This is a genomic window from Roseococcus sp. SDR (assembly GCF_019083995.1).
GTDB lineage: Bacteria > Pseudomonadota > Alphaproteobacteria > Acetobacterales > Acetobacteraceae > Roseococcus.
Genome location: NZ_JAHRCU010000034.1, coordinates 1 through 14,386, shown reverse-complemented (window position 1 = coordinate 14,386; position 14,386 = coordinate 1). Strand labels below are relative to the sequence as shown.

Here is a 14,386-nt window from a genome sequence, read left to right as displayed (position 1 = left end):
AGCGACGCGCCGTCAGGCGGCGATCTGCTGCCGCGCCCGCGCCCAGAGACCCTCGGCCGCGCTTTGCGCCGCAGCGCGCACCGCGGCCTCATCGACCCGGGTCGGCCGGCCGGCCTCCACGACCTGGTCCCCGCCGATCCAGACATGCTCCACGTCGCGGCCATTGGCGTCATGCACCAGCGTCCCCAGCGGGTCGAGCAGCGGCGTCAGATGCGCGCGGCGGAAATCCCAGGCGACCACATCCGCCGCGAAGCCCGGCGCCAATTGCCCGAGCCGGCCCGACTTGCCGAGCGCGGCCGCGCCATGGACCGTCGCCATGGCAAAGGCGTCCTCCGGCTGCCAGCCCTCGCCCACCGAACCCACGCGGATGCGCGCCGTGGCCAACGCCCAGCGCATCTGCTCGGCCATGTCCTGCGTGAGGTTGTCGGTGCCCAATGCGATGCGCGCGCCGGCCGCCCGCAGCGCGGGCGTATTGGCGATGGCCCCCCCGGTCGCATTGCCCTTCGGCACATGCGCGACCGTCGCACCCGCCGCGCCGAAACGCGCGATATCGTCGGGCGACATATGGATGCAGTGCGCGGCGATCAGCCGGTCATCCAGCAGGCCGCAACGTTCCAGCAACTGGGTGGGAGAGCACCCGTCGCGTCGCTGGATTTCCGCGTTTTCAAGCTGCGACTGCGAGAGATGCGTCGTCGTCAGCAGCTTCGCATCGCGCGCCAGATCGGCCGCGCGGCGCAGCAGCCCGGCCGAACACGTGTCAGGCGCATGCGGTGCCACGATGACATGCGCCCTGCCCCCGTGGCTGCCATGGAACTGGGCAATCAGCGCTTCCACTTCGGCCAGGCGTTGCGCACCGATCTCCGGGACGTGTCGCCAATCGGCGAGATGAACGCGCGAAAAATCGACATCGTGCAGACGCCCACAGGCCCAGATGCGCAGGCCGAGATCGGCGATGGCGGGCAGCGTCACCTCGCCATGCACGTAGCTGTCCACCATGACGGTGGAGCCCATGAGCAGGGATTCCATGGCGCCCAGCCGCGCCAGCGCCAGCGCCTCCTCGGCGTTGATCTCGTGGCCATGCGGCACGCCGGGCGTATAGGCGGGCGCGAAGCCCATATCCACGGCGATGCCGCGCATCAGCGAGAGCACGGCATGGGTGTGGATGTTGATCAGCCCGGGCGTCAGCAGCCGGCCCGGCAGGCTCAGTTGCGGCGCGTCGGTCGCCGGCATCCGCTCCATCGGCCCGCAATCCAGGATCTTCCCGCCGCCCATGGCCAGGAAGGCACGCGGGATGGGCGTCTCGCCATGGGTGACGAGCATCGCATCCGTGAGAATGAGGTCAGGTTGCATGGATGTCTCTCCCGGGGTCACTGGCATGGACCATGCATGCCCCGTGCCGCGGAACCCTCGCGGAGACCCTCATGGCCCGGATCATCGCCTCGCCCGCCGTCAACCGCCGCGCGCTGCTGGGGGGCCTCGCCGGGATGGCGGGTGCGGGGCCGGTCTTTGCCCAGCCGCGCGGCGAGCAGCTGCTCGTGGTCATGTGGGGCGCCCAGTGGATCGAGGTCTGCCGCCCGATCGGCGAAGAGTGGATGCGCGCGACGGGCGACCGCATCCAGTGGGAGCTGCATGCCGGCGGCGCCATGGCGGTGGTGGGCCGGCTGCGCCCGCTCTGGCCGCGCGTGCCGCAGAACCTCATCGCCGCCTGGGACCCGGTCTTCGCCGCCATGATGGAGGCGGGCTGGATGGAGCCGGTGAGCGAGACGGAGATGCCGGCACTCCGCGAAATCCCCGACGCCTTCTTCAAGAAGGACGCCCAGGGCCGCAAGATGACGGTCCCGCTCTCCACCGCCGGCGCCTTCTGGGGCTACCGCACCGATCTTGTCACCGGCCCGCCCATCGAGAGCATCGAGCAGCTTCTCGAACCCCGCTTCCGCGGCAAGCTCTGCGTGCCCGTGCCGGTGAACCTCTCGGGCCTGCTTCTCGTCAGCCTTGCCATGCAGCGCGGCGGGAATGAGCGCAACATCGAGCCGGGCTGGCAATTCCTGAAGCAGCTGGCCGAACGCGGGCAGATCGGCCGCGTCGTCGCCAACAATTCCGAGATGATCAATGCGATGAGCGCGGGCGACCTTTCCGTCGCCTTCTGGAACACCGGCGGCTGGCAGGCCGTGCGCGACCGCTTCCCCTGCCGCCTTCTCACGCGCCTGCCCGACAACAAGGGCTTTCTCTTCAATGAGGGCTTCGCGGTGATGAAGGGTGAGAACGCGAACCGCGTGGCCGCGGCCAAGCGCTTCGCCAACCACTTCGCGACCGCGCCCATCAACACGCGCTACAACATGCCGCTGGGCTCGGGACCGACGAACATCAACTCCACCCCCGCGCCCGCCATCGCCGACATCTTCTACAAGCCGGACGAGCTGGAGCGCTTCGCCTACATCCCGGACTACGCCTACATGTCCAGCCAGGTGGATGCCTGGACGCGCCGCTGGGAGACGGAGATCACGCCGCTGGTCCGGCGCGGTTGAAGCGCGGCATCCACCTCTGGCTGCTGGCGCCCGGCCTTCTGCTGCTGGCCATGCTGATGGGCGGGCCGGTCGCGCTGCTGGCCCTCGAAAGCCTCAAGCCCTTCATCCCCGGCAGCATGCGGCCGGGCGAAGGTTGGACGCTCGCGCATTACCGCGAACTGCTGCAGCCCGCCTATCTCGTCTACTTCTGGGAGACCTTCCGCATCGGGCTGATCGTCTCGACGCTCAGCCTGCTGCTCGGCGCGCCGCTCGCCTTCGCCGCCGTGCGCAGCCCGCGCGCGGCGGTGCGCAAAGGGCTGCTCGCCCTGCTGGTGGGCCTTCTGGTGATGAGCCTGATCGCGCGCCTCTACGCCATCGAGATGGCCTGGGGCAGCCTTGGGCCCCTGGCGCCGCTCGGCGCGCTGCTCGGCTTCGCGCCGCGGCATCCGCGCTATGCCGAGGTGCTGGTCGGCATTGGCCTGCTGCACTTCACCCTGCCCGTGGTGGCGCTCATGCTGGTCGGCACCTTCCGCGCGCTGAGCCCGCGCCTCGAGGAAGCCGCCGCCTCGCTCGGCGCCACGCGCAGCGACGCGGTGGTCAGCATCCTGCTGCCGCTGGCCGCCCCCGGCCTCGTCTCAGCCTTCCTCGTCGCGCTCGCCATGTGCATCAGCAATTTCGTGGCCCCCCTGGTGCTGGGCCGCGGCGTCGTCGTCTTCACGACGAGCCTGATGTACACGCGCTTCGCCGATATCGGGAATTATCCGTCCGGGGCCGCCATCGGCATCACCATGCTGATCCTGGCCTTCCTCGTGGTCTATGGGCTGAGTGCCCTGGCCCGCCGCCTGGTGCCGCGATGAAGGTGGCGCTGGACCTCGCTGCACGCACACTCGCACGCCTCGCCGTGCTCGCGGCCGTGCTCTTCCTCCTGGTGCCGCTGCTGGTCGCCTGCCTGCTCTCCTTCGACGACCGCAGCTTCCTGGGCGCCTTTCCGCCGCAGCAATTCTCGCTGCGCTGGTACCGCGCCTTCGCCAGCAACCCGACCTATCTCGACGGGCTCCTCATCAGCCTCCAGTTGGGCCTCGTCGCGGCCCTCATCGCCACCACGCTGGGCACGCTCGGCGCCCTCGCGCTGATGGACCCGCGCCTCGCCGGCCGTGACGCGCTGGAGGCGGTCTTCCTCTCGCCGAAATTCGTGCCCACCGTCGTCATCGGCTTCTCGCTGCTGGTCTTCACCGCGCGCCTGGGCATCTTCGATCCCTTCACGCGCCTCGTCATGGGCCATGTCGTCATCACCCTGCCCTTCACGCTGCGCGCCGTGCTGGCCAGCCTGATCGGCGTGAAGCGCAGCCAGATCGAGGCCGCCATCTCGCTCGGCGCGAGCGAGGCGCGCGCGCTGTGGGACGTCGCCGTCCCCGCCGCGCGCAGCGGCATCGTGGCGGGCGCGGCCATGGCCTTCGTCCTCTCCTTTGACGAAGTGGCCGTCAGCCTCTTCCTCTCCGACGCCTTCACCCAGACGCTGCCCATCGCGCTGGTGGCCGAGATGCGCGCCAACCTGAACCTCACCATCGCCGCCGTCTCCACTGTGTTTCTCGCCGCCACGCTGCTGCTGCTCCTGCTGCTCGACCGCACCATCGGCATCGAGCGCCTGGCCGGCGATGTGGGGGCGCGCGGCTGATGCTGGAGGTGCAGAACCTGACGCGCCGCTTCGGCAGCGCATTTGCCCTGGACGGCGCCAGCCTCGATGCGGGCGCCGCCGAGGTGGTCGCGCTCCTCGGCCCCTCCGGCTGCGGCAAGACCACCACTTTGCGCATCGTGGCCGGCTTCGAGAGCGCCGATTCCGGCAGCATCACCCTGGGCGGCCGAGACCTCACGCGCCTGCCGCCCCATGCGCGGGACATCGGCCTGGTCTTCCAGGACTACGCGCTCTTCCCGCATATGAGTGTGGGCGACAACATCGCCTATGGCCTGCGCCGCCGCGCCATCCCCCGCGCCCAGCGCGAGGCGCGGGTGGCCGAAATGCTGGACCTCGTCCGCCTCACGGGCCTCGGCGCCCGCCGCCCTGCGCAGCTTTCGGGCGGGCAGCAGCAGCGGGTCGCGCTGGCCCGCGCACTCGCCATCAACCCGCGCCTGCTGCTGCTGGACGAACCCCTCTCCAACCTCGACGCCAAGCTGCGCCACACGCTGCAGACCGAACTCCGCCAGATCCTCTCGCGCATCGGCACCACCACCCTGATCGTGACGCATGACCAGGAGGAGGCGATGGCCCTGGCAGACCGCATCGCGATCATGAGCGCAGGCCGCGTGCTCCAGATCGGCACCCCGCGCGAGGTCTATGAGGAACCCGCCTGCCGCTTCGTCGCCGAATTCCTGGGCCAGGCGCTCTGGCTGGAGGGGCGCGCCGGGCCCGGCGGCTTCACCACCACCGCCGGCACGCAACTCGCCGCCCCGCCATCCCGCCGCGTCGCCGCCGCGCAGGGCCTCCTCATCCGCCCCGAGGCGCTGCGCCTCGATGCGCCCCGCCCCGGCGACAACGCGCTCCCCGCGCAGGTGGCCGGCCATCGCTATCGCGGGGCCGCCACCCTCCTGGACCTGATGGTGGAGGGCACGGCCCCCGTCGCCCTCGCCCTGCCGCCCGGTTCACCCCTGCCCGAGCCCGGCGCCAGCCTCACCCTGGCCGTGGCGCCCGCCGCCTGCCGCATCATCCCGGTGGAGGCCGGCTGAGGAATCTTCATGGATTCTTTGCAAGGCCCCGCGAAAACGTTTCGCTCCGCGCCGCACCTCCCATATGGAGAGGGCTCCCGCATCGAAAGCCGCATGCCCACCCCGCCGCCTCGCTCGCCAAGGACTGCCCTGCCGCTGGAATTGCACGGCGCCCTGCGCAAGCTGGGCGGCGCGCTGCTGCGCGGCCGCAAGCCGGCCGGCCCCGCCGTCCCGCTGGAGGAAGGCTGCCTCACCGTCGCCTCCTACAACATCCATAAATGCGTGGGCGTGGACAACCGCTTCGATCCTGGCCGAATCGCCGCCGTCATCGCCGAGCTGGAGGCCGATGTGCTGGCGCTGCAGGAGGTGGACCGCCGCTTTGGCCAGCGCACCGGCCTGCTCAATGCGGCCGCCCTCGAACGCCGGACCGGCCTCACCATGCTGCATGTCTCGGACACGCCGGGCGGGCATGGCTGGCACGGCAATGCCATCCTCGTGCGCCAGGCGCGCCTGATCCGCCTGCGCCGCCTGCATCTGCCGGGCGCCGAGGCGCGCGGCGCCCTGGTGGCCGAGCTTCAGCTTCCCGCTGGCCGCATCCGCGTCGTCGCGGCGCATCTGGGCCTGCTGCGCCGCCACCGCGCCATGCAGGCCGAGGCGCTGCTGGAGGCGATCCGCGGCGGCCAGCCCATGCCGACCCTCCTGATGGGCGACCTGAACGAGTGGCGCCCGGGCATCCCCTCCTCGCTCGTGCCGCTGGAGAGCCTCTTCGGCCCCCTTGACCCGGGCGAGCCGAGCTTCCCCTCGCGCCTGCCCTTCCTGGCGCTCGATCGTATCCTGGCGCATCCGCGGGACATGCTGGCCGGGGTCTCGGCACATGCCTCGCCGCTGGCGCGCCTGGCTTCGGACCACCTGCCGCTCAAGGCGCGGCTGGACCTGCGCCGGGCGCAGGAACAGACACTCGCCGCGGCGGCGTGAGTCACCGCTCGGGCGAAATCCCCGCCGCGAGCCCGATCCGCACCACCTCGGGCAGGCTGCGCACGCCGAGCTTCTCCATCAGATTCGCCCGGTGGACCTCCACCGTGCGCGGGCTGATGCCGAGCTCGTAGCCGATCACCTTGTTCGGCTTGCCGGCGACGAGGCCGGCCAGCACCTCGGTCTCGCGCGGCGAAAGCGCCGCCACCTGGGCCTCCGCCTGGATCTGCAGCGCGCGGCGCTGGTCGGCCATGCGCAGCGCGGTCAGCGCGGCGCCCACCGCCTCCAGGATGCGGTCCTCCGAATAGGGCTTCTCCACGAAATCCATCGCGCCCACCCGCATGGCGCGCACGGCGAGAGGCACATCGGCGTGGCCGGTCACCACCACCACGGGCAGCGTCACCCCCTGCCGGCGCAGCACCTCGATCAGCGAGAGCCCGTCCATGCCCTCCATGCGCACATCGAGCAGGATGCAGCCGGCCTCCAGCCCCTCGGGCGCGCCAGCGACGGCGAGCAGCGCCTCGGCGCTCGGATAGGTGGTCGCGCGGATATTCACCGAATCCAGCAGCATGGCGAGCGAGCGGCGGACCGCCTCGTCATCATCCACCACATGGACGAGGCCGCCGCTCACGCCGCGAGCGCCGCCTCGCGGAGGGGAAGCTCGATCCGGATCACGGTCCCCGGGCCTTCGCCCGTGGGGGCCGAGATGCGGCCGCCATGCGCCTCGATGATGGCGCGACAGATGGAAAGGCCGATGCCCATGCCGGTCTCCTTGGTGCTGACGAAGGGCTGGAACAGGCGCTCGCGCACCTCCGCCGGCAACCCTGGGCCGGCATCGCGGAAGCTGAGCACCGCGCGCCCGCCCTCCCGTTGCAGACCGACCGCGATGCCACGCTCCGCCAGCCCCTCGGTGGCCTCGATCGCGTTGCGCAGCAGGTTGACGAAGACCTGCTGCAGCTGAACCTGGTCCGCCATCACGACACAGCCCGAGACGGAGAGGTCGAGCCCGATCTGCGGCGCATTCGCGCCATGGGCCGCGCGCACCAGGGCGGCGCCGTCGGCCACCAGCGGGCCGAGCGAGACGAGCTGCTGCTCCGTCTCGCCCCGGCCGATGAAGTCGCGCAGGCGGCGCAGGATCTCGCCCGCGCGCAGCGCCTGGTTGGAGGCCTCCCGCATCGCCTCCCGCGCGGCGGCGAGGCGCCGCTGGTCCGGCTGCTCGCCCTGCAGCATGCGCATCCCCGCGCGCAGGAAATTGCCGGCCGCCGTCAGCGGCTGGTTCAGCTCATGCGCCACACCCATGCTCATGGCGGAGAGCGTGTCCGCGCGGGCGATGCGGCGCATCGCCTCCTCCGCCTGGCGCAGCCGCTGCTCCGTCGCGCGGCGGCGCGTCACATCGCGCGCGACGCCGACGAGGCCCACCACCTGCCCCGTCGAATCCCGCCAGGGCGCCTTGACCACGAAATAGATGCGCGACTCGCCGGGATGCCCCGGCATGGTCAGGCTGCTCTCGTATTCATGGATCACCCCGTTGCGCATCACCTCGCGGTCGATCTCCGCGAGGCGCGCGGCCATCTCGGGGTCCAGCAGCTCGTCGTCGGTGCGGTTCAGGATGTGGCTTTCCGGCCGCCCCATCACGCGCGCGACCTCGCGATTCACCAGGACGTAGCGCAGCCGCGCATCCTTCACGAAGATCTCGTCCGGCACCGACTCCATGACCGAGCGCAGCAGCTGCCGGTCATCCTCCACCTCGCGCGCCAGGGCGATGGTCTGCGCCACCAGCTCGCGCGAGGCCTCGGCCTCCTCCATGGGCACGCGGCGCGCCTCGGCGACGGCTGCGGCCAGCGCCTCGAACTCCGCGACGCGCAGCCCGCTCCGGGGCGCCCCCCGCGCCTCGCTGACGAGGCCGGACAGGGGGCGGATGAGCCTCTGGATGAAGGCGATCGTCAGCAGCGCCAGCAGCAGCACGACGCCGAGCGCGAGCGCGCCCGCGTTGATGGCGGGCTGGAGCCAGGCTGCCTGCTCCTCCGCCTTCGTCGCCGCCAGGATCACGATCCAGCCATTGATCGGCACGCGCTCGAAGGCCATCAGCAGGGGCTCGCCCGTGGGGCCCGGCGCCCGGATCAGGCCGCGCGTGGCGGAGCCCAGGCGCTCCATGAAGCCCGGCGGGATGGTCCATGGATCGGAGGCGCCGTCGGCGAAGACCAGGCTCGCCACCAGGCCATTGGGCGGCGCGATGATGAAGCCGACCGAACCGATCTGCTCCACCGGCTGGCGCAGCAGCGCGGCCAGGCGCGAAGGCAGGATCGGCATGGTGAGCGCACCCACGACCTGCCCATCGCGCCGCACCGGCACGGCCACGCTCGCCAGGTTCTGCTCGATCCGCGGCAGCACGATCGGCTCGCGGAAGGCCGGCTGCCCGGTCCGCATCGCCCGGGCGGAGGCGCCATCCTCCAGCATGGTCGGCAGGGTGCTGCCCAGGGGCAGGCGGCTGTTCACCAACTGCCGGAGCGGATCATCGCGGCGGACGAAGATCGTGAAGCTGCCGAGCGGCGCAACCACTTCCCGCGCCTGGGCATGGAAGGCCACGAGGCCACCACTGCCCGAATCGAGATACGGCGAGGTGGCGAGCGCCTGGAGGAGCAACACCGCCGCCTCCAACTCGCGCTCCACGGCAAGCGCGCGTGAGCGCGCGCCGCTCGCCAGCAGCGCTTCGGTGTCGGATTTCAGGCGGGCGGCCAGCTCCATCGTCAGCCAGCCGCCGAGCAGCAGCGCAGGCAGCAGCATGAGCATGGCGAGGCGCAGCAGATGGCGGCGCAGGCTCGGGGCCGGTTTGGCGGTGCTCATGACCCGCGCAGCATGCCAGAGCCGCGCCGTGCCCGCCACGTCCTCATGGCGGCCGTTGCCGGATGCATCGAGACACATGCGCCCGGCAACCGGTTCATGCTCGCAACGAACGCTCGGCAGGCGGGGCGAACCCGACCGGACCAGGGTCTGATCGCCTTTGGTGGGATCACCAGGGGCGTGAATGAGGCTCTCAGCAAGATCTGAGGCGTGATCAATCCGTGTTGGCCACGCTTCAGCGCGATGGCGTGATCCGCCCGCGCAGCAGCGTCTCCCAGCGCGCAATCTCCGCCGAGACGTAGCGCTGCGCCTGCTCGGGCGTGTTCGCGACGATGCGGTCCACGCCCAGTTCGGCCATGCGGCGCGCCATCGCCTCGGTGCCCATGGCGGCGGCGATGGCGCGCTGGAGCGCGGCCTGCACCGGCGCCGGCGTGGCGCTCGCCGTGAAGATCGCCTGCCAGACATTCATCTCGGCATCCAGGCCCACCTCGCGCAGGCTCGGCACATCGGGCAGGGCCGGGCTGCGGCCGGCGCTGGTCACGGCGAAGGCGCGGGCCTGTCCGCCGCGGGCGGTCTGCACGCCGGTCAGCGCCACGTCGAAGACCATGGCGATGCGGCCCGCCGCGAGGTCGAGAGTCGCGGGCGCGCCACCCCGATACGGGATCTCGTTCAACTCCAGCCCCGCCGCGTTGAGGAAGAGCAGGGCCGCCATCTGCAGCGTGCCGCCGCCGCCCGTGCTGCCATAGTCGAAGCGGCCCGGCGCCGCGCGCGCCATGGTGATGAACTCCCGCACGTCGCGCGCCGGGTGGTTGTTCGCCACCAGCATGACCATCGGCATCTCCGAGAGGATGGAGACGGCGGTGAGCGCCGTGGTGACGTCGATCGGCGCATTGGGCACGACGAGGCGCAGCACCGAATGCGAGGTGTTGTTGATCAGCAGCGTGTGGCCATCCGGGGCCGCGCGCGCCACGACCTCGGAGGCGACGATGCCCGCCCCGCCCACGCGATTCTCGACGACGATGGGCTGCGGCAGATGCGCCGACATGGCTTCCGCCAGCACGCGTGCGCCCACATCGGTGGCGCCGCCGGCCGCGAAGGGCACGACGAGGCGGATCGGCCGGTCGGGCTGCCACGGGGCCTGGGCGGCGGCGGGCGCGGCAAGGGCGAAGGCGGCGAGGCCGGCGAGCAGCAGGCGGCGCAGGGGCATGGGTTCCTCCGGGATTCTTGCCCCCGGTTTAGAGGCTTTCAGCCCGCCTGGGAAAGCGCCCAGGCACAAACGCTCCCGTGCGAACGCCCCCGTGGGAACGCTCCCGTGCAAACGTTCTGGCGCGACCAGATCAGATCATCCTGGGGAGAATGGGGCGATCGACGGGACTCGAACCCGCGACATCCAAGACCACAACCTGGCGCTCTACCATCTGAGCTACGACCGCCGCACGGCGCGCTGGATAGGCCCGCCAGGGCGTTTGCGTCAACCCGCGCCCAGCACAGCCCGGCCCCGCGCCGTCAGCCGGACCTGCGCCGCCGCCATGCGCCCCGACCCGGGCCTGATCTCGACCAGGCCCTCCAGCAGCGCATCCTCCCAGACCGAAAGCCGAGGGCAGGAACTGCGCCAGGCCTCCATCGTCTGGCCATAGCCGCGCGGCTCGGCGGCGATCCATCGGAGCAGGTTGCCAGTCGCCAGCCGCATCGCGTCGGGGGTGGCGTCAGTGGCGCTCATGGCTCGGCGCCTTTGGCTGCGACGGCGGTTATCCGGCGACGCGCTGCGCGCCCCGGCGGGCTTCCATCCAGGTGCGGATGCGCGACAGCGCCTCGCGCAGCACGCTCTCGTTCTTGCAGAAGGCGAAGCGGGCGTAATGGTTCGGCGGGTCCTCGCCGGCATAGAAGGCGGTGACCGGAATGGCGGTCACCTTCGCCTCCTCGGTCAGCATGCGGCAGAAGGCCACGTCGTCGCCGGTGAAGCCGATGGAGCGGATATCCGCCGTCACGAAATAGCTGCCCATGGCCGGCAGCACGTGAAAGCCGAGCTCCGTCAGCCCCGCCGCCAGCATGTCCCGCCGCGCCGCGAGTTCGCTGCCGAGCGAGGCGAAATAGGCGTCATCCTTGGCGAGGCCCACCGCCACCGCGCGCTGCAGGTTGGGCGGCGTGGTGAAGGTCAGGTTCTGGTGAGCCTTGGCGACATTGGGCTGCAGCGCGCGGTCGCAGGTGACATAGCCGACCTTCCAGCCGGTCAGGTTGAAGGTCTTGCCGGCGCTGCCGATACGAAGGCAGCGTTCGCGCATCCCAGGCAGCGTCATCAGCGGGATGTGCTTCCAGCCATCATAGGTCAGGTGCTCGTAGACCTCGTCGCAGATGGCGTAGCAATCATGCCGCGTCACGAGATCGGCGATGAAGGCGAGCTCGGCCGCGGTGAAAACCTTGCCCGTCGGGTTCATCGGCGTGTTGAACAGGATCGCCTTGGTCTTCGGCCCGAAGGCGGCGGCGAGTTCGGCGCGCGGCAGCTCCCACTTGGGCGGGCTGAGGCGGACGATGCGCGGGATGGCGCCCAGCAGCTTCACCGTGGGCACATAGGTGTCATAGAGCGGCTCGATCAGCACGACCTCGTCGCCCGGGTTGAGCACGGCCATCAGGCTTGCGGTGATGGCCTCGGTCGCGCCGGAGGTGACCACCACCTCCGCATTCGGGTCCACCTCGATGCCGTAGAAGCGCTTGTTGGCGGCCGCCACGGCCTGGCGCAGCTCGGGCACGCCGGTCATCGGCGGGTACTGGTTGCGGCCATCCATCAGCGCATCGGCCGCCGCCTTCAGCACATCGGGCGGGCCGTCATAATCGGGAAAGCCCTGCCCCAGGTTGATCGCGCCATGCTGCACGGCCAGCGCCGACATGACGGTGAAGATCGTCGTGCCCGTGGCGGAAAGCAGCTCGTTCATCGGCTTCATCGGCAACAACCCTGCATGCGAAGGGAAAAAGGTCTCGCGCCATAGCATGGCCCCACCCCTGGGGCCACGCAAGGATCGCGGGGCGCTCCTGCCTGGATCGGCGGCAGACTGCCTCCAATTCGGGCGGCACCGGGCCGGTTTTCGCCCGGAACCCCGTGGGGGCACGATTGCGCCCCCTGGCCGCCGCGTGCAAAAGGCTGTCGGCTTCACAGGTGGCGGCAAGCATCGCCGCCTGGTGCCACACGGGAAACGTCATGGGCCCCCGATACGCCCAGACACAGACATGTTGGATGCGATGAAAAAGATCGAGGCCATCATCAAGCCCTTCAAGCTCGACGAGGTGAAGGACGCCCTGCACGAGATCGGCCTTCAGGGCCTGACCGTGCTCGAGGCGAAGGGCTTTGGCCGGCAGAAGGGCCACACGGAGCTCTATCGCGGCGCCGAATATGTCGTGGACTTCCTGCCGAAGGTGAAGATCGAGGTGGTCTGCGCCGATGACATGCTGGAGCGCGCGGTCGAGGCCATCCAGGCCGCGGCGCGCACCGGCCGCATCGGCGACGGCAAGATCTTCGTCTCCGACATCGCGGAAGTGATCCGCATCCGCACCGGCGAACGGGGCGAGGACGCGGTCTGAGGTTTCACCGCCCCCAACCCAAGGGGGCGCATTGGTTTCGCCGCACACCGGCTCTGGGGGCGTCCCTGGCCGGCGATGCGGCGCCCCTGCGGGAGTAGCCCGTGGGGAAATTTCCCTAGGGACGCAGGCAACAGGACAGAGACGACATGGCGATGAATTCCCCCGAGGCAGTCTCCAAGGTCATGGAAATGATCAAGGAGAACAGCGTGGAGTATGTGGACTTCCGCTTCACCGACCCGCGCGGCAAGTGGCAGCACACCGCTCAGCACGTCTCCACCGTCGAGGAAGAGACCTTCGAGGAAGGGATCATGTTCGACGGCTCCTCGATCGCCGGCTGGAAGGCGATCAACGAGTCCGACATGATCCTGATGCCGGACGCGGCCTCGGCCTGCATGGACCCCTTCTCGGCCAAGCCGCAGCTGATCCTCTTCTGCGACATCTATGAGCCCTCGACCGGCCAGCGCTACAACCGCGACCCGCGCTCGACCGCCAAGAAGGCCGAAGAGTATCTGAAGAGCACGGGCATCGGCGACACCGCCTTCTTCGGCCCCGAAGCCGAGTTCTTCGTGTTCGACAACGTGAAGTTCGGCACGGGCGGCAATTTCGGCCACTTCTCGCTCGACAGCATCGAAGGCCCCGGCGCCTCGATGAAGGATTTCCCCGAGGGCAACATGGGCCACCGCCCGGGCGTCAAGGGCGGCTACTTCCCGGTGAACCCGGTGGACAGCGAAGTCGACCTGCGCGCCGAGATGCTCTCGACCATGATCGAGATGGGCGTCGCCGGCGAGAAGCACCACCACGAGGTGGCGCAGTCGCAGCATGAGCTCGGCACGAAGTTCGGCACGCTGGTGACGCAGGCCGACCACATGCAGATCTACAAGTATGTGATCCACAACGTTGCCCATTCGTACGGCAAGTCGGCCACCTTCATGCCGAAGCCGATCTATGGCGACAACGGCTCGGGCATGCACGTGCACCAGTCCATCTGGAAGGATGGCAAGCCGGTGTTCGCGGGCAATGGCTATGCGGACCTGAGCGAGACGGCGCTCTACTACATCGGCGGCATCATCAAGCACGCCAAGGCGCTGAACGCCTTCACCAACCCGCTGACCAACAGCTACAAGCGCCTGATCCCGGGCTTCGAGGCCCCCGTGCTGCTGGCCTACTCGGCCCGCAACCGCTCCGCCTCCTGCCGCATCCCCTACGCGACGAGCCCGAAGGCGAAGCGCGTCGAGGTGCGCTTCCCGGATCCGGGTGCGAACCCCTACCTGGCCTTCGCCGCGATGATGATGGCGGGCCTGGACGGCATCAAGAACAAGATCCACCCGGGCGACCCGATGGACAAGGATCTGTACGACCTGCCGCCGGAAGAGCTGAAGGACATCCCGACCGTCTGCGGTTCGCTCCGCGAGGCGCTGGGTGCGCTCGCCGCCGACCACGACTTCCTGCTGGCCGGCGACGTGTTCTCCAAGGACCAGATCGAGAGCTACATCGAGCTGAAGTGGGGTGAGGTGTATCGCTTCGAGCACACGCCGCACCCGGTCGAGTTCGAGATGTATTACAGCGTTTGATTGCCCTCAGGCGCCGGGCGCGCGCTCCGCGCGCTTGGCTTCGCGCCGCGGAAGTGGCGCGGGGCCACCCGGTTCCTATGGGCGCGCCGGCCGCATTCGCGGCCGGATCCTTCAGGCCCGTCGCCAGCAATGGCGGCGGGTTTTGATGTTTTTGGGGCCCTCAGGCGCCGGGCGCGCGCTCCGCGCGCTTGGCTTCGCGCCGCGGAAGTGGCGCGGGGCCAGCCG

Annotated in this window: 13 protein-coding genes and 1 tRNA gene; 7 read left to right on the top strand and 7 right to left on the bottom strand. The window is 70.2% G+C overall.

Translation table 11 applies throughout. From position 1 onward, the window contains the following. Positions 1–12 precede the first annotated feature (12 nt). Positions 13–1,350, bottom strand: coding sequence for an amidohydrolase family protein (locus KTR66_RS23275; RefSeq protein ID WP_213616995.1), 1,338 nt, complete (start codon positions 1,348–1,350; stop codon positions 13–15). Positions 1,351–1,421: 71 nt separating this feature from the next. On the opposite strand from KTR66_RS23275, the gene KTR66_RS23270 reads away from it, so the two are divergent. From KTR66_RS23270 to KTR66_RS23250, 5 genes are all read left to right on the top strand, one after another. After that, the gene (locus tag KTR66_RS23270; RefSeq protein WP_213616993.1) at positions 1,422–2,525 is read left to right on the top strand and encodes an ABC transporter substrate-binding protein; all 1,104 of its coding nucleotides are present in this window, start codon (positions 1,422–1,424) and stop codon (positions 2,523–2,525) included. Further along, on the top strand, positions 2,522–3,361 hold the full coding sequence (locus KTR66_RS23265) for an ABC transporter permease (RefSeq protein ID WP_213616991.1): 840 nt from the start codon (positions 2,522–2,524) through the stop codon (positions 3,359–3,361). Before KTR66_RS23270 ends, KTR66_RS23265 begins: the two co-directional genes overlap by 4 nt. After that, positions 3,358–4,179, top strand: coding sequence for an ABC transporter permease (locus KTR66_RS23260; protein ID WP_213616989.1), 822 nt, complete (start codon positions 3,358–3,360; stop codon positions 4,177–4,179). The genes KTR66_RS23265 and KTR66_RS23260 overlap by 4 nt, the downstream gene beginning before the upstream one ends. Further along, entirely contained in the window at positions 4,179–5,225 is a 1,047-nt protein-coding gene (locus tag KTR66_RS23255) for an ABC transporter ATP-binding protein (protein WP_213616987.1), read from the top strand. Before KTR66_RS23260 ends, KTR66_RS23255 begins: the two co-directional genes overlap by 1 nt. 93 nt (positions 5,226–5,318) lie before the next feature. Then, positions 5,319–6,179, top strand: coding sequence for an endonuclease/exonuclease/phosphatase family protein (locus KTR66_RS23250; protein ID WP_213616985.1), 861 nt, complete (start codon positions 5,319–5,321; stop codon positions 6,177–6,179). A 1-nt stretch (position 6,180) separates the two neighbouring features. Here the strand turns inward: KTR66_RS23250 and KTR66_RS23245 are convergent, their stop codons facing one another. The 6 genes from KTR66_RS23245 to KTR66_RS23220 form a co-directional block, all read right to left on the bottom strand. Beyond that, on the bottom strand, positions 6,181–6,807 hold the full coding sequence (locus KTR66_RS23245; protein ID WP_213616983.1) for a response regulator: 627 nt from the start codon (positions 6,805–6,807) through the stop codon (positions 6,181–6,183). After that, positions 6,804–9,020 carry an ATP-binding protein gene (locus KTR66_RS23240; protein ID WP_213616981.1) on the bottom strand — a complete coding sequence of 739 codons (2,217 nt, stop codon included), beginning with the start codon at positions 9,018–9,020 and terminating at the stop codon, positions 6,804–6,806. Before KTR66_RS23240 ends, KTR66_RS23245 begins: the two co-directional genes overlap by 4 nt. A gap of 232 nt (positions 9,021–9,252) precedes the next feature. Continuing rightward, entirely contained in the window at positions 9,253–10,224 is a 972-nt protein-coding gene (locus KTR66_RS23235) for a tripartite tricarboxylate transporter substrate binding protein (protein WP_213616979.1), read from the bottom strand. A gap of 150 nt (positions 10,225–10,374) precedes the next feature. After that, positions 10,375–10,450 (bottom strand) — tRNA-His (locus tag KTR66_RS23230). 38 nt (positions 10,451–10,488) lie between these two features. After that, complete coding sequence (locus KTR66_RS23225; RefSeq protein ID WP_249732388.1) at positions 10,489–10,737, bottom strand: hypothetical protein; 249 nt, start codon at positions 10,735–10,737, stop codon at positions 10,489–10,491. Positions 10,738–10,765: 28 nt separating this feature from the next. Beyond that, entirely contained in the window at positions 10,766–11,956 is a 1,191-nt protein-coding gene (locus KTR66_RS23220; protein WP_213616977.1) for an aminotransferase, read from the bottom strand. 295 nt (positions 11,957–12,251) lie between these two features. Here KTR66_RS23220 and KTR66_RS23215 point away from each other — a divergent pair, with 295 nt between their 5' ends. Continuing rightward, positions 12,252–12,590, top strand: coding sequence for a P-II family nitrogen regulator (locus KTR66_RS23215; RefSeq protein ID WP_213616975.1), 339 nt, complete (start codon positions 12,252–12,254; stop codon positions 12,588–12,590). Between the two features lie 146 nt (positions 12,591–12,736). Beyond that, a complete protein-coding gene (glnA, locus tag KTR66_RS23210) occupies positions 12,737–14,161 on the top strand; it encodes a type I glutamate--ammonia ligase (RefSeq protein WP_213616973.1) in 1,425 nt (474 codons plus the stop codon). Positions 14,162–14,386 lie beyond the last annotated feature (225 nt).

What these genes read in the sequence shown, in the direction of transcription:
- KTR66_RS23225 (WP_249732388.1), bottom strand. Translation starts at nt 10,737, where the DNA reads ATGAGCGCCACTGACGCCACCCCCGACGCGATGCGGCTGGCGACTGGC.
- KTR66_RS23220 (WP_213616977.1), bottom strand. Translation starts at nt 11,956, where the DNA reads ATGAAGCCGATGAACGAGCTGCTTTCCGCCACGGGCACGACGATCTTC.
- KTR66_RS23270 (WP_213616993.1), top strand. Translation starts at nt 1,422, where the DNA reads ATGGCCCGGATCATCGCCTCGCCCGCCGTCAACCGCCGCGCGCTGCTG.
- KTR66_RS23275 (WP_213616995.1), bottom strand. Translation starts at nt 1,350, where the DNA reads ATGCAACCTGACCTCATTCTCACGGATGCGATGCTCGTCACCCATGGC.
- KTR66_RS23240 (WP_213616981.1), bottom strand. Translation starts at nt 9,020, where the DNA reads ATGAGCACCGCCAAACCGGCCCCGAGCCTGCGCCGCCATCTGCTGCGC.
- KTR66_RS23255 (WP_213616987.1), top strand. Translation starts at nt 4,179, where the DNA reads ATGCTGGAGGTGCAGAACCTGACGCGCCGCTTCGGCAGCGCATTTGCC.
- KTR66_RS23260 (WP_213616989.1), top strand. Translation starts at nt 3,358, where the DNA reads ATGAAGGTGGCGCTGGACCTCGCTGCACGCACACTCGCACGCCTCGCC.
- KTR66_RS23235 (WP_213616979.1), bottom strand. Translation starts at nt 10,224, where the DNA reads ATGCCCCTGCGCCGCCTGCTGCTCGCCGGCCTCGCCGCCTTCGCCCTT.
- glnA (WP_213616973.1), top strand. Translation starts at nt 12,737, where the DNA reads ATGGCGATGAATTCCCCCGAGGCAGTCTCCAAGGTCATGGAAATGATC.
- KTR66_RS23250 (WP_213616985.1), top strand. Translation starts at nt 5,319, where the DNA reads ATGCCCACCCCGCCGCCTCGCTCGCCAAGGACTGCCCTGCCGCTGGAA.
- KTR66_RS23215 (WP_213616975.1), top strand. Translation starts at nt 12,252, where the DNA reads ATGAAAAAGATCGAGGCCATCATCAAGCCCTTCAAGCTCGACGAGGTG.